Here is a 22,193-nt window from a genome sequence, read left to right on the forward strand (position 1 = left end):
TTTTAATTGTGGTAAAAAATTTAGTCATGAATCCTGAGCTACTTGTTGAACAAAAGCCTTTATCAGAACGTGGGCAAAAAATACTCACAGCTGCACAAGCGCTGTTTCTAGAGCATGGTTATGACAACACTTCGCTGGATATGATCATTAGAGAGTCTGGTGGCTCTCGCCGCAATATTTATAGTGAATTTGGAAATAAAGAAGGGCTACTGTTGGCGGTTGTGCGCGAGCATGTGTCCACACAACTGAATACTCTGCTCGACATTGACTATCAATTGTCGCCACAAGAAGCATTATCGCAGGTAAGCTTTCGTTTTATGAAAGGCTTTTTATCTGAAACCTTAATTGGTTTATTTCGCTTAGTCACAAACATAGTGCCGAGTTTTCCCGAAGTAGGGCAGTTGATATTTCAAGCGGGTCCACTAACTGGTTGTAAACCCATCAGCAACTATCTTGAGTATTTGGCTGAGCAAGGTGTACTTGATATCGACGATGCACAATTTGCCGCTCACATGTTGATAGAAATGGTTAAATCAAGGTTACACCTTCAAGCGATTTTAGTGCCGAGTAATTCGCCGAGCGAAGCACAAATTAAACAGCATATAGAAAAAGCCGTTAAGGTGTTTCTTCGTGCCTATAAAGTGTAGTTATTACACTATTTGCTTCTTCTTATATTATGGAATCATTAGTGCTTTGGATAAATATCAGCCAATCAATCATTTGGGTATGAAAAAGCTATTGCCAAACGATGCGTTTCTCGTATAATGCCTTCCACTTCTTCAAGAAGTTATGACGCGTGTATGCCGGAGTGGTGGAATTGGTAGACACGACGGATTCAAAATCCGTTGCCTTTGCGGGCGTGCCGGTTCAAGTCCGGCTTCCGGTACCATATACAAGTGTCAAACATCAAACCAGCGTTAGCTGGTTTTTTTGTGCCTGAAATTTGTTATGTGAAAGGCTTAGTTGCTAAATAACAAAATATTTTGCCTTTATTCCCGCCGATATGTTAAAAATTTTGATAATCCCCTTCAACTAATAGGTAGTTGTGCAAGAAATTTTAGATGAAATTGCCCAAACCATGGCGGCAGAAATAGACCGAGGTAAAGTTGCGGATTATATACCCGAACTTTCTATCATCGATGCTAATCAATTTGCCATGTCGGTCGCTTTACCCGATGGGAGAGTTTATAGCGCAGGGTGCGCTGAACAGCTGTTTTCTATTCAGAGTATATCTAAAGTGTTCAGCTTAACATTAGCGCTTGGCAAACTGGGAGATGCTGTATGGGCAAATGTTGGTCGAGAGCCGTCAGGCGATCCGTTTAATTCCATTGTGCAACTTGAACATGAACAAGGAAAGCCGCGTAACCCTTTTATCAATGCAGGTGCTATAGCTGTGGTTGATGCCATCATGATGGGACATGAACCCAAAGAGTGCTTGGCGGAAATGTTGCAGTTTGTGCGCTACATTGCTAATGATGAAAACATACATATTGATGATAAAGTTGCACTTTCTGAATTATCTTGTGGTCACCGCAATGCGTCATTGGCGCATTTTATGGCGTCGTTTGGTCGTTTACATCACCCAGTTGATAAAATCTTAGGCGTGTATTTTCATCAGTGCTCCATCGCGATGAATTGTCAGCAATTAGCCAAATCTGGCTTGTTTTTAGTGTCTGAGGGCGTTAATCAAAGTGCTGGATATAGAGTCGTTTCAGCGCAACGAGCGCGCAGAATTAATTCCTTGATGTTAATGTGTGGACATTATGACGGCTCAGGTGAATTTGCATATCGAGTTGGGTTGCCAGGTAAAAGTGGTGTTGGCGGCGGGATTTTAGCGATAGCGCCAGGTAAAGCATCAATTGCTGTTTGGTCGCCAGGGTTAGATACCATAGGTAATAGTAAACTTGGCACTTTAGCCCTTGAAATGTTAGTGCAGCGCACGGGGTGGTCAATTTTTTAAGCTGTGCCTTTTGTCGGCTTTTTGAACAGGTTTGTTGCGCCAGAACAATAAACCTGATGTGATAACGGTTTATATTGCTACTGACTTGAGTAACATGTCTAATGAGAGGGAATTATGGCGACTATTGCATTTCATGGTGCGGCACAGGAGGTAACGGGATCTTGCCATCTTTTATCTTCACCATCGTTAGGGCAAGTATTGCTTGATTGTGGTTTACATCAAGGCATGCGAGCTAAACACCAAACATCAAGAGAACAATTTGAATTTAACCCTCATGCTATCGACGCGGTTATTCTTTCACATGCACATTTGGATCATTCAGGTCGTTTGCCTTCGCTGGTACATGACGGTTTTGAAGGGAAAATATATTGTACGCAGGCAACAGCACAATTATTGCCAGTTATGTTATTTGATGCACTCAGTTTATATGAAAATGATCTCGAGCGAGATAACCGTAAACGCCGACGTAAAGGTAAACCCGAAATTCCAGCGCTGTACTCCAAGTCAGATGTATTAAAAGTATTATCCTTATTGGTGCCTGTTGCTTATAAGGAGCCAACGGCCATAGGACAAGAGGCTTCATTAATTTTTTTTGATGCGGGTCACATTTTGGGCTCAGCTATTGTTGAGATAAGCTTTAAAGAAAAGGGCCAACAAAAAACCTTAGTCTATTCCGGAGATTTAGGTAAAAAAGGCACGTTATTGATGAATGATCCAACCGTTCGAAATTCTGCTGATATTGTGTTGATGGAAGGTACTTATGGTGATCGAGAACATCGAGATCTGGGTGACACCTTGGCACAATTTAAAGAGATTTTAGCAACAGCGTTTCAACGAGGTGGCAATGTGATGATCCCTGCTTTTGCTGTCGGCCGAACACAAGAACTATTGCTCTATTTGGGGAAACTTCAACAAGCAGGTGAATTGGATAACTGGCAAATCTTTTTAGACAGCCCAATGGCGATTGAAATAACCAAAATTTATGATCAATGGTTACCCACACTTGATTGTGAGGGCGTTAAATCTTTGTGCAGCGGAGAGTCAACGCTACTAAAAAACTTTCTTTCAACCTTGCATTTAACGGTGACACCGGAAGATTCTATGGCGATTAATACCATTAAAAATGGCGCCATTATTATTGCAGGTAGTGGTATGTGCACTGGCGGGCGTATAACACACCATTTTAAACATCGTATATGGGACAGCAAAAACACAGTGGTGTTTGTAGGTTATCAAGCAAATGGAACTTTAGGCAGGCTGTTGGTTGATGGTGCTAAGCAGGTAAAATTGTTTGGCGAAGATACTGCAGTTAAGGCTAATGTTGAAACACTCGGTGGTTTTTCTGCTCACGCTGGTCAGAGAGAATTAATTGAGTGGGTATCAGCCTTTAACAATGAGCCTAAAGTGGTGCTTGTGCATGGTGAAGCTGGTGCTCTTGATGTGCTATCACACACTCTTTGGCAGGAAAAGGGCATTGTCAGTGAGATTCCGATGAAGGGGCAATGTATTGCGTTTTAGCCAAAACCGTAGCGCCGCTAGTAGGTAAATAGAGGCTATTGCACAGCAAATAAGCAAAGGACTTAAAAATTTGTTGTGCAAATCTAGCTGTCTTTAGTGGTAATTTTGTCCAGAGTTAACAACATTTAGTCGCGCTATTCCTTCCTGTTGTCGAATAATCTGACTCAATCGTAGATTTTAGTCCGCGTTTCGGTAAACTGTTTGCTCCATAATTCAACATAATAAAATGACCCAGTTTTTATGCGCAAAACTACTCAAATTACTTCATGTTTAACCTTTGCATCTGCGGCTTTGTTTTCTTTAAATGCTTTTGCAGACGTTAAAGTCGATATCGATCTTAGTCAAGCTGAACATCATTATGCCAATGTCACTATGGCATTGCCTAAGTCAGCAAAAAAATCTATTGACCTTAAATTGCCAACTTGGCGTACAGGACGATATGAAATATTAAACCTTGCCAATGGCATACGTGAATTTTCTGTCGGTGATGACTCTGTAACATGGCAAAAAATTGATAAAGATACTTGGCGTTTAACTGGAAATTTCAAGAAAGGTGTTGAAGTAAGTTATCAAGTATATGCTAACCAGTTGGGTTATCGTACACGTCATGTTGACGACAGCCATGCATTTTTGGATGCATCAGGTGTGGTTATGTACACCGAAGAAACACGTGATGATAAACATATTATTCAATTAAATACCCCTAAAACATGGCGCAGCGTGTCAGGTTTAGATGCCGGTAAAAATGCACATCAATTTATTGCTGCAGATTACGACATTCTGATCGACTCGCCGATTGAAACTGGGATCAACGAATTTCATGAATTTACAGTTGATGGCCGTGAATATGAATTAGTCATTTGGGGTAAAGGTAATTACGACAGTAAAAAAATGGTCGATGATCTTAAAGTGCTTGTTGCACAAGGCAACACCATTTGGTCAGACTACCCATTTGAACGCTACGTTTTTATGGTACACGCTACCAGCGGTGCAGGTGGAGCAACGGAACATTTAAACTCAACTATCATCCAACGCTCACGTTATAGTTTTGCTGAAAGAGATCATTATTTAGGCTTTTTAAGCACTGCAGCACATGAATTTGTTCATACCTGGAACGTTAAACAGTATCGCCCTGAAGGTTTAGTTCCTTACGATTATCAAAATGAAAATTACTCTAACTTACTTTGGCTGTCAGAGGGTTCAACCAGTTACTTAGAAAATCAATTATTGATGCGTGGTAACTTAGTTACTGAAAAAGAACTGTTTAAGGATCTGTCTAAACGTATTAATGGCTATTTGCGTAAACCTGGCCGTGATGCTCAGTCAGTTGCTGAAGCAAGTTTTGATAAGTGGATCAGTGAAGGTGGCGACTACTCGAGAAACCACAGCGTAAACATTTATTCTGAAGGCTTTTTGGCCTCGTGGTTACTTGATTTTCACATTCTAGAAAATACCAACTTAAAGAAAAGCTATCGTGATGTACACAATGTGCTTTATAACGAGTACCGTATTCCAAAAACTTTCAATGATAAAGACATGTTAGATGTTTTGAAGAAGGTCACTGGCGATGATTATCAAGCATGGTGGGCTAAAAATATCGACGGTCACGCAAAACCTGACTTTGATAAATTGCTTGCTAAAGCTGGCTTAGAAATTAGCTATGGCAAAAAAGACGAAAAGAAAACTTGGACAGGTATCAGCGCTAGATCACATGATAACGGTTTAAAAATTAGTTCAGTTGAGAAAAACAGCCCTGCGTGGCAAGCCGGTTTTACTACTGACGACATAATCGTTGCGGTTGACGGTTTACGTATGGCTGACAAAAGTTTAGATACTCGCCTTAAAAACTTTAAACCAGAAGATAGCGTTGAATTTACCTTCTTCAGACGTGATCAGTTAATGACCAAGACGATAAAACTAGGTGCATTACCTAAAGGAAAACTAACAGTAAAAGCGATGAAAGAAGCAAGCGATGAGCAAAAAGCCTTCTTTAAAGCTTGGACGGGTTTAGATTTTCCAAGTAAAACCAAGGAAAAAGAAAAGTCGTAATGCCTTTTTAATTCAGTTAAAAATCAAAGGCTTGCTTCGGCAAGCCTTTTTTCTACTCAAAGTATTACTAATTTTCACTTATTCTGCGGTATACCTGCCAATTTTTTCTTTCTAATACTTGATGAATGTGCTCAACAAGTTGCGGTACCTTGATATAGGTCTTTTGTTTTTTACGAAGTTTTTTCAATAAAGTTTCGGTAATAACAGCCGCTTCGTGTGTCGGTAGTGACATGAAGACAATGTATTCACTGTTTATGTTCGCATCTGGTAGGTACTGCTGTAACTCTTTAAACGGTAACGAATCAAAGTAATGATGATTTACAGGGTGATTTTTAATAACTTTTGGTGGATCTGTGAGTTGTTTTTTATCAGCAGTTTTTAGCTCTAAAAGCTCAAATTTTTTAATGTCGCTGACAAATTTTTGTTCGGCGGTAGAATAAATTAGTACATACGGATCCGGTGCGCCACCCATACCTGCAAACGGTGAATTGTTGGGCAATTTGTATGTATCAATCATCATGGTATTGTACATTTTTTTAAAAGTATCATCATCAAGCTCCTTAATAGTTGCACTGTTTGCTACCGATGAAAGCAAGCCAAAAATGATAAAAGATAAACAAATTCTAATTTTTGTATTCACGATTAAACCTTCCTTTGAATGTTCTCACTTAAACTGCAGCCGTGAGTAGCTGTTGGATATTTTTTTTGGTACTAGTTTTCAGGGTTAGAGTTGAAGCAAAAACGACACTGAATAACACTAAAACTATACTGGTTAATATAGATGGAATCTGCCAAATATCTAAACCAATCAATTCTTTAAATGAAGAGGTGCACAGCCAAGATGCACTAATAAAAATGACAATACTTATTAAACAAAGTGACAACTTGTGCAAAAGTTTATGAATAATAAGTTGTGATTTGTGCTGCCCTAGAGCAAGTTGTAAACCTAAGGTCCGTTGTTCAGCCATTAACATCGCTTTTAATTGGTAAAGTACACCAATTGTTAACATGACAAAAATAAACAAGGCAATCTGTAAGGTAATTAGTAACAGCCCTCTGCGGCTTTTATTTAATTCGATAAGTTGTTGTTCAACATCACCTAATTGTTCTAATTTCCCCCATTCGTTTGTCAAATCGAGTTGCGCTAAAAGGTTGTTATCAGGCCAACTTGAAGCGGTGTAAATATAGATCTCAGCGTGTAATGCGCCCAACTGCTGCATTGAGGTATAAAGCATAGGTACTTCTGACAAGTTTACGCCAGCGTGTGGCAAGTTTTCCACAATGCCGGCAATTGTAAATATTTGTTCAGGATCGTTTTCTACAGTGAATTGTTTATTGATAAGTTGGCTTAGGTCAGTATTACTTGTTAGATTTTTCGCTAACGCTTGATTAATAATCACTGATCCGGGTGAAAGCACACCTGAGTGTATAAATTTAGCATTTAGAAGCGAAAAAAAGTTATTAGCAACCGACATTTTGTCAGTAAAAATTGTGTCGCTTTCCGTGTCGCCTAGTAATTGTATTTTCAATTCTGGAAAGTGCTTCTTTATCAGTGGACTGTCACTAACAGTTAGCTGCTTGTTTTGTCCCAATAGCCAGGCTGAAGGTATTGAAAATGCTCTGTTGTCTGTACGTGTAATTTTATGGCCTTGCACTGTCATATCAACAGTGTCTGTTCTTTGGTTAAGCCATTCTTGATAGGCGCTCGCCAATGCAAAGTTGATGGCGAATAAAGTTAGAAGTATTTGAGTGCCAAATTGCAAATAATTAAGTTGTTGTTGCCTTTTACTTAACCCCGCTTTGGTGCGGCTGAAATGAGAGTTAACTAATAAGTTAAGCATTGGTAACAGACTTATAAAAGTAATGGCAAGTAAACAGGAAATCAGTACCGCCGCCCACAAGGACCAGGAAAAGGGGATGTTTTCACCAAAATATTTTTGATAAATGTCGCTATTAAGTAGAAAATTTTGTATTGAAAGGGCGCTTAAAAGGCCAACGATAAATACCAAACTTAGCATTGGAATATTCTCTCGAAATAAATGCAACAACTGAACTTGGTTAGGAGCACCCAAAGCAAACTTTAATGATAATTCTTGTTTGCGTGTTAATGCCATTGCTGCCATCACGGAAAAGTAATTACTGAAAAGGACAAAAGCAAAAGCAATTAAAATAATACTTAGAATGATAAGTTGTCTTGTTAATTCTTGACGCTGTTGAGGGAACAACTCAACACCGCCCACTAAACTAATATTGGTGTCCAAATTAAGGTTAACTTGGATATTACCTAGTTCATCAACCTGACTTTGCATGGTGGCTGTGGCTACATCGGGGTTAAATTGCTCATCAACAGCGATTAAGCCAAAATAAAAGGGCAACGAGTTCAACATCACTTGAGTTTCAGTGGCATTCGCGCCAGTGAAAAAAGGGTTTAGTGTACTGAAAAACTCTAAAGGTAAATAAAGGTCGATAAATTTATTAGACAAACTATCAAATTCTTTAGGAAACCAATGAGTGATTGGTGATTGTGATTTACCTAAAGTAATAGTTGTGTTGGCAGAAGTTAAATTTAATCTATCGCGCAAGTAGTTTGTGCCAAAAATACCACCTTGATCAACAAAGGCAAATTGCTCATCAACACCAAGTAAATCAAAAAAAGCACTGTCATAAAAAAGCACACTGACTTTGTGTTCACTACCGTTTATTTTAATCTGCTGTGACATCAAAGCGTATTTGCTATAGCCAGTGACTCTAGGTGTTGACTGAGCAGTATCTAAATGAATACCTTTTGCCGTCATCAACTGTTGTTGCAGGCTATAGCCTACCGTATAGAGTGTTGAGGTATTGTTTGCCCACTTCGGCCTATCGTCACTTAAACTCCAAGCAAGTTGAACAACAATGACGGCTAAAGCGCTAAAAATGCCCCAAGCAATGACCAGAAATAGCCAACGAAGTCGCTGATGTTGCCAGCAGCGCCAGCCAAATTGAATATCTTGCCACATTGTTAGATCACCGTGCCGTCTTTAATTTCTATTACTCGTCGACAACGCTGAGCTAGATTCATATCATGAGTGACCATGAGTAAGGTGGTGCCATTTTGGTTTAATTTTAATAATAAATTAATGATTTGATCGGAGTTTTCAGAGTCCAAATTACCCGTTGGTTCATCACATAGCAGAACATCTGGGTTGCTAATTAAGGCCCTTGCAATGGCAACTCGCTGTTGTTGACCTCCTGATAATTGATCGGGATAACTCTGAGCCTTATCCTCTAACCCCACTAATTTGAGTTGTGTTAGAGCCATATTTTGATAGTCTGACTTACTAATGTTTTTATTGTAACGTAAAGGCATTTCTACATTTTTTTGTACTGTCAGTGATGAAACTAGATTAAAATTTTGAAAGACCCAACCTATGTTTTGGTTTCGTAATATGCTGGTTTGATAATGTGAAAGTGTCGTAACTTCTGTATCACATAAGTGATATGCGCCAGAGCTTGCATCATCTAACAAGCCAATAATAGAAAGTAACGTTGATTTACCACTACCTGATTTACCAACAATGGCTACACTTTCACCACGGTTAACCGCTAAGTCTATATCCCTCAATACGGATAGCTGGCCTGCTTTGCTGTTGAACGTTTTAGATAACGAAGTTAGTTGAATTAACGGTATTGGCTCACTCATTTCTGGATTCCTGCCATTTATCTGGGTCTATTAATAAAATTTGATCATTAACTGATAGCCCTTGCAGTATTTCGATTTGGCTGTCACCTACCCAACCAACGTTGATCTGCTGCAGTACCGGTTGTTTGTTGCCTTGCTGTACAACTACGTTATGTGCCCCGGGGGAACTAATATGTTCAGGTCTATCTATTAACAAAGTCGGTTGCGCAGATGTTATGTGAATATTGGCAGTTACAGCCATATTAGACATGGCGCTACTTGGTAGTGTTTTATCAAAACTTACTGCTATTTCAATAGTAGCATTGTCTACATTGGGTGAAATTCTTGAAATTTTTCCTTCGATATTTTGACCTTTTAACGTGATATCCACTTTTTGTTGCAACGCGAGTAAAGAGGCTTGTGTTGCTTGTACACGCAATAACGCATATAAGCTTGAAGGTTCTGCAATTTGTCCCAGTACTTGACCTTCTGAAATGTGCATACCTTCTTCTAATTCAGCATCTAGTTTGACAATCACGCCATCTATTCCAGCACTGATATCAAGGTTTTCTAGATCTTTTTTCAGCAGCTCCACCTGCTTTTCGGCACGTTGCAGCGATAATAACTGTGCCTTACGTTCTGTTTTTTGTGTGACCTCTAATGTAGCTAAAGCGGTTCGTTGTTGTTCAAGTATCAGTTTAGCTTTTTGATGAGCGAGATCAGCTTGTTGTAGATCCAACGCAGATACCACACTGAGCTCTTTTAACCTTTTTTGTGCATCGAGTTTACTTTTTGCAATAGTTAAATCGTATTGGGCTAGAGTGATTTGTGCTTGATGATTTTTAAACGCCTTTTGCTGAATAGCTGCTAGTTTTTCTAATTCTGCTTGTTCAGTTTGTAAATCAAGCAACACTTGGTCTGCTTCTCGTGAAAGTTTAGGGTTGGCTAGCGATAATATGGTTACGCCAGCTGTTATTCTATCCCCTGGACGTTTGTTTATATGTTCAACAATTCCGCTCACCTGCGCCAAAATAGTGTGTCGAGTTTTTGGTTGTAAACTGCCAAATGCCGCGACGGTTGTTACAATAGGCGCATGTATAGGTGATGTATAGGCGAAATTTGTACTGCCTTTAGCACTAGGCCAAAGTAGCGCAGCGACTAATAAACCAAGGCAAAATATACTAGGTATTATCAGCAGCTTTTTAGTTGAGGACGGTTTATCGTTTGGAATTTGCATTATTTAACCCCAAACTGATTCATCTGAGTACTCAGTGTTTTGAATTTGGTGTTAATGTGTTTGCTAAACAGTAAATTATTTTTGACGTCAATGTCCGTGAGCGATGTAATTTCCATTTACTATCCTTAAATGTTACTAAGTTATTTTTATTAAAAAATAAAAATAACTACGAAGCATTTAATAAATTACATTATTTACCGTTCATGTCAAACACTGCACACTAAATCAACTTAGCCGAGTGCACTACAGCTAAAGCTTTGTCAGTTTACCTATTTAGGTGTATGAGCAAATGAGTTGCGAGAACATTGATTAAATTTCCCGCAACGTTAAAACGTTAAGATTAGTAATTAAAGTTTTTCTTTACTGGTGCCACTAATATGTTGTTCCAGTAAGGCTAAACGTATTTGAATATCGTGTAAGGCATTACTGCGCTGGCGCATCAATAACACAATACTGGTCAGGCAGGCGATGATAATGGAGATTGCCAGTACCACGACATAGATATTTTTTTTCGCATTGTAAATGTCGACCATTTGAACTAAACCAACCTCATACCGTCGCGTAAGAATTTGAAGTTCAAGGTAAAACAAATAACCAATGTAAGCCAATGCGCCCAAGGCGATAAGCCACATGGTGACACCAACCAAGGTTAACCATTTATATTTTTTCTGATCTTGTTCTACCTTTTGCCACAAGTTTGGTGTGTTGTTGTCCATTGCTATTCTCCTTTAACCTTGTTGATCAGTTGCAGTTTTTGTCGGGCATTAAACAGCCGGGATTTCACTGTACCTTCAGAGCAACTTAAAATGTGTGCTATTTCGATACAGCTAAAGTCTTGCCAGTAGTGCAATAGCAATACTTCTTTTTGTGTAAAAGGCAGAGATTTTATCGCGGCGTGTAAATGCTGGTAATCGGTTGGCAGCTCAAACGTCGTCACTAATGTTGCTTGCTGCTCACTGTTTTGCTCGTCAACTTGTTCATCGACTTGTTCAAGCACTGAGTATTTACGTTCTCTTCTAAGTAAGTCGATAGCTTCACGGTGAGCAATTTGCATGAGCCAACGTTTAAAACCAAACGGGCTCACTAATTTAGTCAGTTGTTGATAGACCTTAAGCCAAACCCGCTGATTAACATCTTGAGCATCTGCTTCATTGATTAATGACACTAGATATTTAAATGTTGCTTGATGAAAAAGTTCATATAGCTCTTTAAACGCTGATTTAGAGCCCGACTGGGCTCTCAAAACAATTAATTGAACTTTCAAATTATTAGCAGCGTAAATATCCATTTATTGCCTAAATCAAACCTTTATGACTAAAGGACGAAGCGAGTCAAAAGTCGGTTCAAACTTTTTTATTTATTTTTCTGTAACAGGAAAAACGCTAAGTGGTGCTTGTGTGTTAATGGTTAGTTGTACGGTTTGATTGGTATGCAACGTCACTTTATTGCTTTGTCTAACACGTATTTGTTCGCCATCGCTTAGCTCAACTAACACTAAACTGCTTTTGCCTTCAAATCGTGACCAAATAACTTTGCCGTTGCCTTGCTCGTTTGCTTGTAAATCAATATCTTCAGGGCGCAGCAGCACTTTTACTTGATTGGTGCTGTGTTGATTTGGATGAATAGCTGCGCTGCCAAGTACGGTGTTAACGCAGTTGTTGTTGTTGTTGTTGGAGTCGAGTTGGCCATCGAGAAAGTTGGCATCACCTAAAAAGCCTGCAACAAACTCATTAGCTGGCGTGTTATAGCAGGTTTGTGGGTCGGCTAACTGCTCTAAATTGCCTGCACGCAAAACACCTACTTGATCGCCAATTGATAACGCTTCTTCTTGATCATGTGTTACCCAAATCGCCGGCACACCAGCGGCTTTTAATGCGTCACGAATTTGCCAGCGAAGCTCATCTTTTAGTGCGGCGTCTAAGCTAGATAACGGCTCGTCTAGTAACACCAAGGCAGGTTCATGGGCTAAGGTTCTAGCCAATGCAACACGTTGCTTTTGTCCGCCCGATAACTGGCTTGGTTTTACCTGGCTAAACTCGCTTAACCCCAATACGGCTAACCAATGTTCAGCCTTTTTTGTTGTTTTTAAGCGAAAGCTAACGTTATCAAGCACGCTTAAATGAGGGAATAGCGCAAAATCTTGAAATACCATGCCCAAATTACGCTTTTCAGGTGGTACCTGATGTTTGGCGTCAGCTACCCAGTGGCTATTGGTGATTTTTCCATCGGCGATAGGTACTAGGCCAGCAATCGCTTTTAAAATGGTTGATTTACCGCAGCCAGTAGGGCCCACTAACATTAAGATTTCATCGTGCCCAAGAGAAAAGTTCAGATTTTTAACGACGGTGTTATCACCATAATTAATGGTTAAGTGTTCAAGGTTGATCATTATTTTTCTGAACCTTTATTCAATTCGATATCATTAAAACGCTCGCCAGTTAACATCAGTAACAGCGCAAGGACGGAAATAAATATAAGCAGTAGCCCAGGAATTGCCGCTAAACCAAAGTAACCCGCTTCATATACTCGCCATAAATAAGTGGCTAAGGTTTCATAGCCAGTTGGCCCGAGTAATAAAGTTGCTGGTAATTCTCGCATCGCTTCCAAAAAAACTAAAGCACCACCGGCAACGACGCCGCGCATGATCAGAGGGAGAGTGATGCGGCGAAATGCTTCTTGTGGACTTGCTCCTAATAATCTGGCGGCATTAACCATAGTGCCATCTAAGTTTTCATGAGCGGTGCGGATACTGCCTACCGCCAGAGGAATAAAACGAAGTACATAGGCGGCGACTAACAAGGCTAAGGTTTGATATAAAAACGGCAATTGTAAACCAAGGTAAACTAATGCTGTACCCATGACAATGCCAGGAATACCAAAGCCAACAAAGACGATACGTTCCATCAACTTTCCTGCTTTGCCCTTAATGGAAGCATGTGCCAGAGGAAGGGCGACGATGACGGCAGCGATTGCAGCAAGTAGTGACGCTTGAGCGGAGTTCCATGCATAGTCTATTTCAAAATTGCCTGCGCCATCACGCCATAGCCATAAACTAAATACCGCCAGTGGTAATACCATGGCAAACAACACCACAGGTAACATGGCTAATATCATTAACAGGCTTTGTTTCAGATTAGGCCAAAACATTAAGTGGCGACCAGGAGGCTCTTGACTCCCTTTGACTCGCGACTCTAAATACAACACTAAGGCCACAATGACCAATAACTGTAGCGATAACATGGCAGCCTGACTTAAACCAAAGGCGTTGTACTCAACATAAATCACTCGAGTAAAAGTATCTAAGCCCATAAAAGCGGGCGTGCCAAAATCAGACAGTGCATAGAGCGAGGCAAGTAAAGCACCTGCGGCGATTCCGTTGGCAATACGTGGTAGAGCAACTCGCCATAATGCTGGAAATAGTGACATACCCAAAGTTCTTGCGGCATAAACTTGGCTGGCATCTAAGCTACTCAGTGCTGCCCGAGTACTTAATAAAACAAATGGGTAGGTGTAAAGTGTCATGATCACACTGGCACCAAACAGGCCTTCAAACGGTGGTGTTTCTATACCCGTTAAGGTGTTTAGCTCACCGCTGTAACCAAACGCAGCGTAAAAGGTAAATGCACCTAAGTAACTAGGCATGGCGAGTGGCGCTGCCAATAGTACTAACCAGAACTTTTTCCAAGGCAGTTGCACGTAGGTTAACAAAATGGCCAATGGCACACCGAGTAAAATAGCGCCAAAAGCGGTAATGCCCATTAATAATAAGGTGTTGGTTAGCACTTCGAGATTATAAGCGTCGAATAACTCACTGCCATCAGCAGCAAGTGACACCAAAACGGCAACAGGTAATAACGAAAAAATCGCCACGATAAGGGCGATTATATAAGAGGTTGGCCAAGGCTTCATAATACGCCAGCTTTTCTCATTAAATTAAGGGTTGGTCTTAAATCGGCTAATTGGGTTAAATCAATTTTTGGGGGCGAAATTTCATCTAAGCTTGGAATGCCTTTAGGCGGTGGATTTATACCCGCGAGCGGAATTTCATAGGCTTCGCTTGATAAATAACTTTGTACTTCACTACTCAGTAAATAACGGATAAAGTCGATAGCGGTTTTGCTTTCTTTTAAGGCAATAACCCCTGAGGCATTCACTAAACAGCCAGCGTCATTGTTAGTAAAGGCAAGTTTTAAATTAGCATCTGGTTTGCCAGATTTTAACCTTAAGGTGTAATAATGGTTCGCTAAACCAATATCTGCTTCACCTCGTTCAACGGCCATCACAACACCTAATTCACCAGCATATTTTCTGGCTTTGCGTTTCATTGCTTTTAGCCACTGGGTGGTGGCAGCATCACCTTCTGTAAGGCGCATGGCAGTAACAAAGGATTGAAAGGAAGCGTACGATGGCGCCCAAGCGATTCTAAAGTCGCTGTTTGGCAAATCCATAATGCTTGTCGGTAATGGCTTATTTCCTACTTTTTTGGGGTTATACGGCATGGTACGAATTCGGCCGCTTACCGGTGCCCAGTTGTTAAATTGAAACTGTGGCTTAAACTGTTCTTTAATATCTTGTGGTAAAGCATTCGCTAAACCTGCATTAGCCACCTGCGCTATTGCGCCTGAATCAACCGCCCAAAATAAATCGGCACGTGTGATCCCTGCCTTTGCTTCAGCGAGGATAGTATTAGCAAGCGCCGCGGTAGGTCCACGGCGTATGTTTAGCTTAAAGTTAGGATTTCGTTTTTTAATGGCATTAAGAACATCTTCATACAAACCACCTTCGCCACGCCCTAAATAGAGGGTTAACTCACCCTCTAGCTTAGGTAGATCGTTAACCGATACGTTTTGACGCGCACTGGCAAAAGCACTAAGTGACATGCTGGGAAACGCTGCGGCTAATCCTGCCAGTGATAGGGCTTGTATAAAGGTTCTACGTTGCATTATTAAAATACATCCTTTTTATTGTTCGCTTTTTCTTTCAGTAGTGCACTCGCTTTGTTAATTTTGCTGGTCATCGCAGCAATAATTTCGCGCACTTGGCCAACACTAGCGTTTGCTTTAATGGCTTTAGGTAAGGTGACGTTGAAGTCTTTTTCCAAATCTTCTACTAAATTTGCATCTAACGCAATAAGTTCGCCTTCAACACCTTCAAATAAATTTAAGTAGGTTTCAGCAACCATTTTTACTGAGGTATCGTTTAGTTTTTCTGCGTATTTTGCCACAACACGGTTAAGTTGAACGTTGATCTGATCTAAGGCTTCTAATGAATTGCTAGGTGCACCTTCGCGCGTTTGTACTTGCGCAAGCAGGCCTTTGTCTTGGAACGTTGCCGCCATTTTTACAGCGCCTAGTGCTTGCCATAGTGATTGAGACAATTTTTCACGCTCATTTTTTACCGCGCTTGCCGGTAAACCGTTATCAATGGCTTCTTTTACGCCAAATAGACCTTGCCAAATTGAGGCATAAATTAACACATAATTTGATTCAATGGCAGAATGAAACTTTACGTCTTCCCAATGTTCTACAATCGCATCTGAATGAGCGGCTTTGGCACCTTTTTCTTCATAGCGAGCCACAATACCGTCCACTTTTTCTAATAACCAATGTACTTCTTTTTCATACGTTGGAAGATTATCTGTTAAGTGGTTAACGTGATCGCCAATTGGGCCATTAGCCTGTGCAGTTACAGAAAATAATGCCGTACAAACGATGGCAGATTGCAGCAACTTCATGCATTTTTTGCTTACAGGGTTCATATGTTAAGGATTCCTTTTATACAGAGAGCTAAGCTATATTTTTAAACTTGAAAATGATACTTATTCTTAATTAGATAGTAAAGCGTTTACACAAGTGTTAACAATTAAAAAGAGAAGTTGATATTTTCAACGTGTACAGTTATCTCATGTTGTTATTTTTAATACAGGTCTCTATGGTAGCGACCTTGCTGTATTAGTGTATTTAGAGCCGTTGAGCCAAGAATTTGTTCTAAGGTGGTGTTTACCGCTTCTCCCATGCCCGATAGGCTACCGCAAACATATATATCCCCTTGCTCACCAATAAAAGATTTCACCATTGATGCGTTTGCTAATAGGACTTGTTGAACATACTTTGCCTGAGTTTCTTGGCGTGAAAATGCTTTATCAAAGTGCTGTATTACTTGGCTTTGAACCCATTTGTTGAGTTGGGTAGATAAGTGTTCATCATGCCCGGGTTCGCGCTCGCCATAAACCAGCCAAATAGGGCCACAATTATTGAGTAATGCACGTTGTTCGATATGCCCTAGTAGACCTGCCAAGCCACTGCCTGCACCAATTAATAACAGCGGGTGCTTTTCTGTGGTGAGCTGACACGATGGGTTGGGGCGCACTTTGACTTTGATACTAGTGCCAACTTGGCATTGTTGGGTTAAAAAGCCAGAGCTTAAACCAAATTCTCCGTTGGCCGTTATGTGTAAGCGTACCAATAAAGTCACCAGTGACTCGTCTAGCAAATGACTAGAAGCGCTGGCGATGGAATAGGTACGGGCAATGCTATAACCTTGACCCTCGGGCGGCAAAATATCAAGTAAATCGCCTGCTTGCCAAGTAAGCTGCTCGGCTTTTAATGTTAAGCGATACAATCCAGGACTTTGACTCTTTGGATTTAAATGAGTGATCTCTGTGATCACAACATCGGTAAATGTTGACGGGTCATTCTCGGTTGATTGTGCATTATTCGCGTCGACGAGGCGAATATCTGCAAGTGAAGTCGCTCCTTTTTTTAACAGTGATTGATGAACTTCTTTGCCAAAGGCACAAAATTTCGGATATCTGCTATCGCCATATGCGGTCACTGAAAACTGTATTTTTTCAATGATGTCTTGGCTGACCTGATTAAGTAACTTTAAAAAGCCTCTGCCGTTATCGGGTGCTTCACCATCGCCATATGTACTCAGATGAAAGTGTATTTCATCTGCCAATGTCAAATGTTGTGTTTTGAGTTTGTTGAGTGGCAATACAATGGCGTTGGCTAACTTTGTTTGATGCAACGCTGCGTTTGTTTGCGCGTTACCTGTTTGACTGGCGTATACAACTATACGTTGACCACCATTAACGGCAATCAATGGGCGTTTTTTCCACCATAACCAAGCAACCCATAGGCACCAAGATAAACCCAGTGCCAATGAGATGCTAATACGAAATGTATCACTCATAAATTAAAGTGGTAGTACTTCAAAAACTGCGGCGTAGTTGCCGCTACGTTCAGTTGCAGGTGCTTTTGCTTTATCGTCTTTGTACGAAGCTTCAAGGAAATACATACCAGCTTGTGGCCAAGTCACTGAAAACTCGCCTTTTGCATTGGTGGTTAATGTGATGGTTTCTGAAGAATTTCTATAGCGCATTGAACCTTTAACTACTTCAATTTCTACGCCTTTAGCAGGTTCACCATCGATGATAAATTTAAATGTTGCCGTTTCGGTAGCGAATAGGTCATTTGGATGAGTCACAGTAACTAACTCCAATCCTTTGTTTGTCGGCGCTAATGATTTATTACTTGGCGCGCCAAGCGTTACAAAGGTTTCAACACGACGTGAGCCATAAGTAACACGTAGCTCTTTTGCATTTTTAGGTACTGCATTTTCAAAGGTTTCACCTTCAGCTGCGCCGCTTCTAGGTGGCCACATTTGGCGCTTACCTTGTTCGTCACGCCAAAAAGCGCGAATGCCAGCAGAAGCCGCGCCAATGCGATACGTGCCGTCTTTAGTCAACTCTATATCGAAGGTTGAGCGGTATTTACCTGTCGAAACGTTTTGCAGGTCAATGGTGTTACCATCTGGGCCAGTGGCTACTAAGCCATCAGTACGATAAGGGAAATGTTCAGGAACAAAAATAGTATTAGATACAGCAGCATCAAAAGTAACGTAATTGCTGTCACCAGATAATACTGTTTTACTTGGTTTTATCCATACACGATGTGCGTTAGCTGAAGTACTAATAGCTAGCGCTGTTGCCGCAACGATTGCAGCCTTTAAGATTTTGTTTGATAACATATTTGTATTCTCCAACTTTTAGTTTAATTTTTTGTTAGTTGAACTTTGCCAAGTTCACTTTTGCCTGATGCAGTTAACGGTAGGTTGCTAGGGTTTAGTGGTAACTCAACAGGTATTTCTATTAATTCTCTACCACCTACTTCTCTGGCAGCTTCCACTCTTAACTTGTATTGTCCCGGTGCTTGTTTTGTTAATAGTTTACTTAAATCTAGGGTGACAACATGGCTGCCTGGGCCTTTAGTAGCACCAGTTACACCATCAACAGGTAGCGCTAGTTTTCTGCCACCTTTACGCCACCACTGACGTAAATCGGCTAGCCACTCTTCGCCTTTTTTATTTTCCATTTCAACGTCATACCAAACAGCAACTTGGGTAACTTTACGTTGTGAATCTTCCAACCAAATGGCGACATAAGGTTTGTGATATTCAGCAACTTGTAATCGAGGAATATTTACCTCCAGCTGAAGCTTATCTTGCGCCTTAGCAATAAACGCACAGGATAAAAAAGTCATGATTAATATTAGGTTAGAAAGCTTTAACACTGAGTTCTCCTTGTTGTTAATGCACGAATAACAGCAACAGTATTGCTGGAATAATCGCACCCAAAATAGTTACCGGCCATGTCATCCAACGATGATTGGTTTGGCGGTAAAGTAGTAATAATCCAGTAAGACAAAATACAACGCAGGCTAGGGCAAAAATATCGAGAAACCAGCCCCAAACAACGCCAGTATCTCTACCTTTGTGTAAGTCATTAAAATAGGCTATCCAACCTCTATCAGTGCTTTCGTAACTTAGCTCACCATTGAGAAAATCTACTGAAAGCCAGGTATCAACACCAGGGCCTGCATGCACAACATACAGCTCTTCTTCCGACCATTCAGCGACTGCATGCTGAGAAAGCCGTATACTGTGCGTTTGTGCAAGCCAGAAAACCAGTGATTTGGGCAAGGTTTGATCTGCGGTCTGTGCAACGAGCGTTAAGTCTTCCAAAACGCTCTTGGGCAAGTTCGATTCCACTTGGATTACTGTTGGCGATACTTTAATTTCACTGGCGTGATTTAATGTGATCCCAGTAATGGCAAAAAGCAGCATGCCTATAAGACATGCTGCCGAACTTATCCAATGCCATTGTCTGACTGACCCTAAAGTCAACTGCATTTAGACTCCAAAAATAAATTGACGACACTTTACGTGTCGTCATCATGATTAAAAACTAACTGAAACACTAGCCCAAAAGTTACGAGCTTTGTCTTTTACGTTGTAATCATCTTCAAAAACAACTTCACTGACAACACCACGGCCAGTCAAATACTCATACTCGCCATCGCCATTTAGGTCGTCATAGCTAGTTGAGTATGATGTAAAATCTCTATCTAGTAAGTTGTTTACACGCAAGTTAACCATCACATTGTCACTTAAGGTCCAACGTGCACCTAAATTAAGTAACGAGTAATTTTTGAAGTACAATTCACGCTCGTGAACTGAATCGTAACCGCGATATCTGTCTGAACGCACTTCACTTTGTAAATACACATCGATATCTTGGTTGATAGACCAGCTCACATTGAGGTTAGCCATATGCTCTGCAGTATTGGTTAGCGGTTGTCCTTCATAAGGGCCACTTTTTTGTTCGCTGTCTGTCCAAGTGTAGTTAGCATAAACAGACCATTGTTCGTTAAATTGGTAACGGCCCGCCATTTCAACACCTTTCAGTGATACTTCGTCGATGTTAATTTTTTGGCTATAGCTGGTGTAACCCAGTTGGTCGTACTGACCTAAGTTGACACATGGACGCACGTTGCCTGTAACTTCACAGCTTTGAATTGTGTCGCCACGCGCGATTTTATCTTCAAAATCAGTTTCAAAGTAGGTGATGTTGAAGTTGTGGTCGCCACGGCTCCAGTAAAGTGCAATTTCGCTGTTAACACTGGTTTCTGGCTCAAGTTCAGGGTTACCGGCAAAAGGGCTAGTGCCTTGTCCACCAAATCCAGTAATACCGTCATATAAGTCTGTGGTTTGTGGTGTTTTATAACCTGTACTTACACCACCTTTCACTGTCCATTCGTCATTGATGTTATATACGGCGTAAAGTCTAGGTGATGTTTGGCTACCAAATACGTCGTGATCATCAAAACGTACACCTGCCGTTAAGGTAAAGCTATCTGAAATCATCCAGTTGTCTTCGGCAAACAGTGAATACATTTTTTGTTCTTGAATCGCACCTGCTTGTCCAGATTCAAGGCCAAAAACGCCATCTTTTAGCTCGCCGTCAATTGCTTGTAAACCAAGCACAAAGTTGTGATCTCCTGCTGCGTTGTCAATAGGAATATCAAAGCGTAAATCAAAAGTATATTGGCTGCTGTCTAATGGGCGATCTGGGCGCGGTAAGAAAGTTGCTTCAGCTAGATCACGACGCTCATCTTCGCTCATATCTGCATATTCACCAGTACCGTCATACATTTTTTGTAAAAGCTGACGTTCTGCAACACTTAATGGCAAAGTACGGCCGTTGTTTTGTGTATCGACGTAGGCCAAAGAGGCAGAAACTGCACCAAAGCTGAATTCACCATCATAGGCTAATGACCACCATTGACGATCAAACTCTTGCTCAGCAGCGTAACCTGCACGAGGGTTTACTTGACCACGACGATCTTGCCAAAGCGCTTCAATGCTGTCTTTAGTACCCAGTGGATAAACAATGCTTCCAGTTTCGAGATTGTATCTTGGCGTGTTGTCATATTCTTGGTGAGAGTTGTCATAATCAAAAGAAAGCTCATGACCTTCAACTGGTGTGTAGTTAAGTGTAAAACCGTAGTGTTGGCTTTGATTATCAACTGTTTGACCGCCACTGCCAAAGCCTAATGAACGAGTATGAATTTTACCGTTTGGATCAACCGCTGGAGAAAATTCTGGTGATGAGGCTTGCTGTTCATAAATACTGGCGCGTAAACCCAAACTTAAAACGTTTTCGATAATAGGGCCGGCAACTGCTACGTCGGTGGTGATGTCGTCACCAAAGTCATCATTTGACTGTAAACTGCGACCAAATGTAATAGTACCAGCCCAGTCTTTAGCGTGTTTTTTAGTGATCACATTAATAACACCACCTAGTGCATCTGCACCATAAAGTGTTGATGCTGGACCACGAATAACTTCTACACGTTCAATGGTTTCTAAAGGAGGTAAGTGGTTAAACGCGTTACCACCAAAATTATTTGGGTAGATATCACCATGGTTATTTTGGCGCTTGCCGTTGATAAGTAGCAAAGTGTATTCACCAGTTAAGCCACGCATGCTAACGCTACCTTGGCCTGTTTTATCACGGCTTGTACCAATATCAATACCTTCTTGATATTTCACTACATCTAATAATGAAGTAAATGCGCGAGACTTAATATCGTCAGAAGTGATAATTGAAATGCTAGCTGGTGCTTGCGTTAGTTTTTGTTCAAAACCTGTGGCTGTAACAACTATAGTTTCAATTGCTTCTGGCTCAGGTGATGTGTTGGCTTGAGCTACATTAATAAAGGCAGCTTGCATGGCTAGAGCCACAGAGGAAAGTTTTACTAAAGAGTTCATATTGTGTCTAACTTTTACAACTGGTTGATATATTTAAATTTGTTTTAAAGGGCGAGCATTAAAACGATTATTATTTGGCGGTACGCCTTGTTTTCTTGGGCGCGATTATAGCAATGATTATATTAAACGCAATGTAAATGATAATAATTATCAAT

The 22,193-nt window shown here is 40.7% G+C and carries 19 protein-coding genes and 1 tRNA gene; 5 read left to right on the top strand and 15 right to left on the bottom strand.

What is annotated here, in order from left to right; translation table 11 throughout:
- Positions 1–26: 26 nt before the first annotated feature.
- From IE199_RS00385 to IE199_RS00405, 5 genes are all read left to right on the top strand, one after another.
- Positions 27–647, top strand: a complete 621-nt coding sequence (locus tag IE199_RS00385; protein WP_189766742.1) for a TetR/AcrR family transcriptional regulator — start codon at positions 27–29, stop codon at positions 645–647.
- 155 nt (positions 648–802) lie between these two features.
- Positions 803–889: transfer RNA gene (locus tag IE199_RS00390), tRNA-Leu, on the top strand.
- Positions 890–1,045: 156 nt separating this feature from the next.
- Positions 1,046–1,960 carry a glutaminase gene (locus IE199_RS00395; RefSeq protein WP_189766743.1) on the top strand — a complete coding sequence of 305 codons (915 nt, stop codon included), beginning with the start codon at positions 1,046–1,048 and terminating at the stop codon, positions 1,958–1,960.
- A gap of 114 nt (positions 1,961–2,074) precedes the next feature.
- Positions 2,075–3,478, top strand: a complete 1,404-nt coding sequence (locus tag IE199_RS00400) for an MBL fold metallo-hydrolase RNA specificity domain-containing protein (RefSeq protein ID WP_189766744.1) — start codon at positions 2,075–2,077, stop codon at positions 3,476–3,478.
- Positions 3,479–3,718: 240 nt separating this feature from the next.
- Entirely contained in the window at positions 3,719–5,527 is a 1,809-nt protein-coding gene (locus tag IE199_RS00405) for a M61 family metallopeptidase (protein WP_189766745.1), read from the top strand.
- A gap of 67 nt (positions 5,528–5,594) precedes the next feature.
- Here the strand turns inward: IE199_RS00405 and IE199_RS00410 are convergent, their stop codons facing one another.
- From IE199_RS00410 to IE199_RS00480, 15 genes are all read right to left on the bottom strand, one after another.
- Positions 5,595–6,167: a hypothetical protein gene (locus IE199_RS00410; protein WP_189766746.1), complete on the bottom strand. Its 573-nt coding sequence runs from the start codon at positions 6,165–6,167 to the stop codon at positions 5,595–5,597.
- A gap of 28 nt (positions 6,168–6,195) precedes the next feature.
- Positions 6,196–8,526, bottom strand: coding sequence for an FtsX-like permease family protein (locus IE199_RS00415; protein WP_189766747.1), 2,331 nt, complete (start codon positions 8,524–8,526; stop codon positions 6,196–6,198).
- A 2-nt stretch (positions 8,527–8,528) separates the two neighbouring features.
- Positions 8,529–9,209: an ABC transporter ATP-binding protein gene (locus IE199_RS00420; RefSeq protein WP_189766748.1), complete on the bottom strand. Its 681-nt coding sequence runs from the start codon at positions 9,207–9,209 to the stop codon at positions 8,529–8,531.
- Positions 9,202–10,425, bottom strand: a complete 1,224-nt coding sequence (locus tag IE199_RS00425) for an efflux RND transporter periplasmic adaptor subunit (protein WP_189766749.1) — start codon at positions 10,423–10,425, stop codon at positions 9,202–9,204. The genes IE199_RS00420 and IE199_RS00425 overlap by 8 nt, the downstream gene beginning before the upstream one ends.
- 347 nt (positions 10,426–10,772) lie before the next feature.
- A complete protein-coding gene (locus IE199_RS00430; RefSeq protein ID WP_189766750.1) occupies positions 10,773–11,141 on the bottom strand; it encodes a hypothetical protein in 369 nt (122 codons plus the stop codon).
- Positions 11,142–11,143: 2 nt separating this feature from the next.
- A complete protein-coding gene (locus tag IE199_RS00435; protein ID WP_189766751.1) occupies positions 11,144–11,713 on the bottom strand; it encodes an RNA polymerase sigma factor in 570 nt (189 codons plus the stop codon).
- A gap of 69 nt (positions 11,714–11,782) precedes the next feature.
- Positions 11,783–12,814 (bottom strand): ABC transporter ATP-binding protein, encoded by a 1,032-nt coding sequence (locus tag IE199_RS00440; RefSeq protein WP_189766752.1) that lies wholly within the window; start codon positions 12,812–12,814, stop codon positions 11,783–11,785.
- Complete coding sequence (locus IE199_RS00445; protein WP_189766753.1) at positions 12,814–14,334, bottom strand: ABC transporter permease; 1,521 nt, start codon at positions 14,332–14,334, stop codon at positions 12,814–12,816. The genes IE199_RS00440 and IE199_RS00445 overlap by 1 nt, the downstream gene beginning before the upstream one ends.
- The gene (locus IE199_RS00450) at positions 14,331–15,368 is read right to left on the bottom strand and encodes an extracellular solute-binding protein (protein WP_189766754.1); all 1,038 of its coding nucleotides are present in this window, start codon (positions 15,366–15,368) and stop codon (positions 14,331–14,333) included. The genes IE199_RS00445 and IE199_RS00450 overlap by 4 nt, the downstream gene beginning before the upstream one ends.
- Positions 15,369–15,370: 2 nt before the next feature.
- On the bottom strand, positions 15,371–16,183 hold the full coding sequence (locus IE199_RS00455; protein ID WP_189766755.1) for a hypothetical protein: 813 nt from the start codon (positions 16,181–16,183) through the stop codon (positions 15,371–15,373).
- 158 nt (positions 16,184–16,341) lie between these two features.
- Positions 16,342–17,619, bottom strand: coding sequence for an NADPH cytochrome P450 oxidoreductase family protein (locus IE199_RS00460; protein WP_189766756.1), 1,278 nt, complete (start codon positions 17,617–17,619; stop codon positions 16,342–16,344).
- A gap of 3 nt (positions 17,620–17,622) precedes the next feature.
- Positions 17,623–18,456 (bottom strand): DUF4198 domain-containing protein, encoded by an 834-nt coding sequence (locus tag IE199_RS00465; protein WP_189766757.1) that lies wholly within the window; start codon positions 18,454–18,456, stop codon positions 17,623–17,625.
- A gap of 23 nt (positions 18,457–18,479) precedes the next feature.
- Complete coding sequence (locus tag IE199_RS00470; RefSeq protein ID WP_229854440.1) at positions 18,480–18,998, bottom strand: DUF2271 domain-containing protein; 519 nt, start codon at positions 18,996–18,998, stop codon at positions 18,480–18,482.
- A gap of 16 nt (positions 18,999–19,014) precedes the next feature.
- Positions 19,015–19,617, bottom strand: a complete 603-nt coding sequence (locus IE199_RS00475; protein WP_189766758.1) for a PepSY-associated TM helix domain-containing protein — start codon at positions 19,615–19,617, stop codon at positions 19,015–19,017.
- Between the two features lie 48 nt (positions 19,618–19,665).
- A complete protein-coding gene (locus IE199_RS00480) occupies positions 19,666–22,038 on the bottom strand; it encodes a TonB-dependent receptor domain-containing protein (protein WP_189766759.1) in 2,373 nt (790 codons plus the stop codon).
- Positions 22,039–22,193: the final 155 nt, after the last annotated feature.

The sequence above is a fragment of the Thalassotalea marina genome (genome assembly GCF_014656435.1).
GTDB classification, from domain to species: Bacteria; Pseudomonadota; Gammaproteobacteria; order Enterobacterales; family Alteromonadaceae; genus Thalassotalea_C; species Thalassotalea_C marina.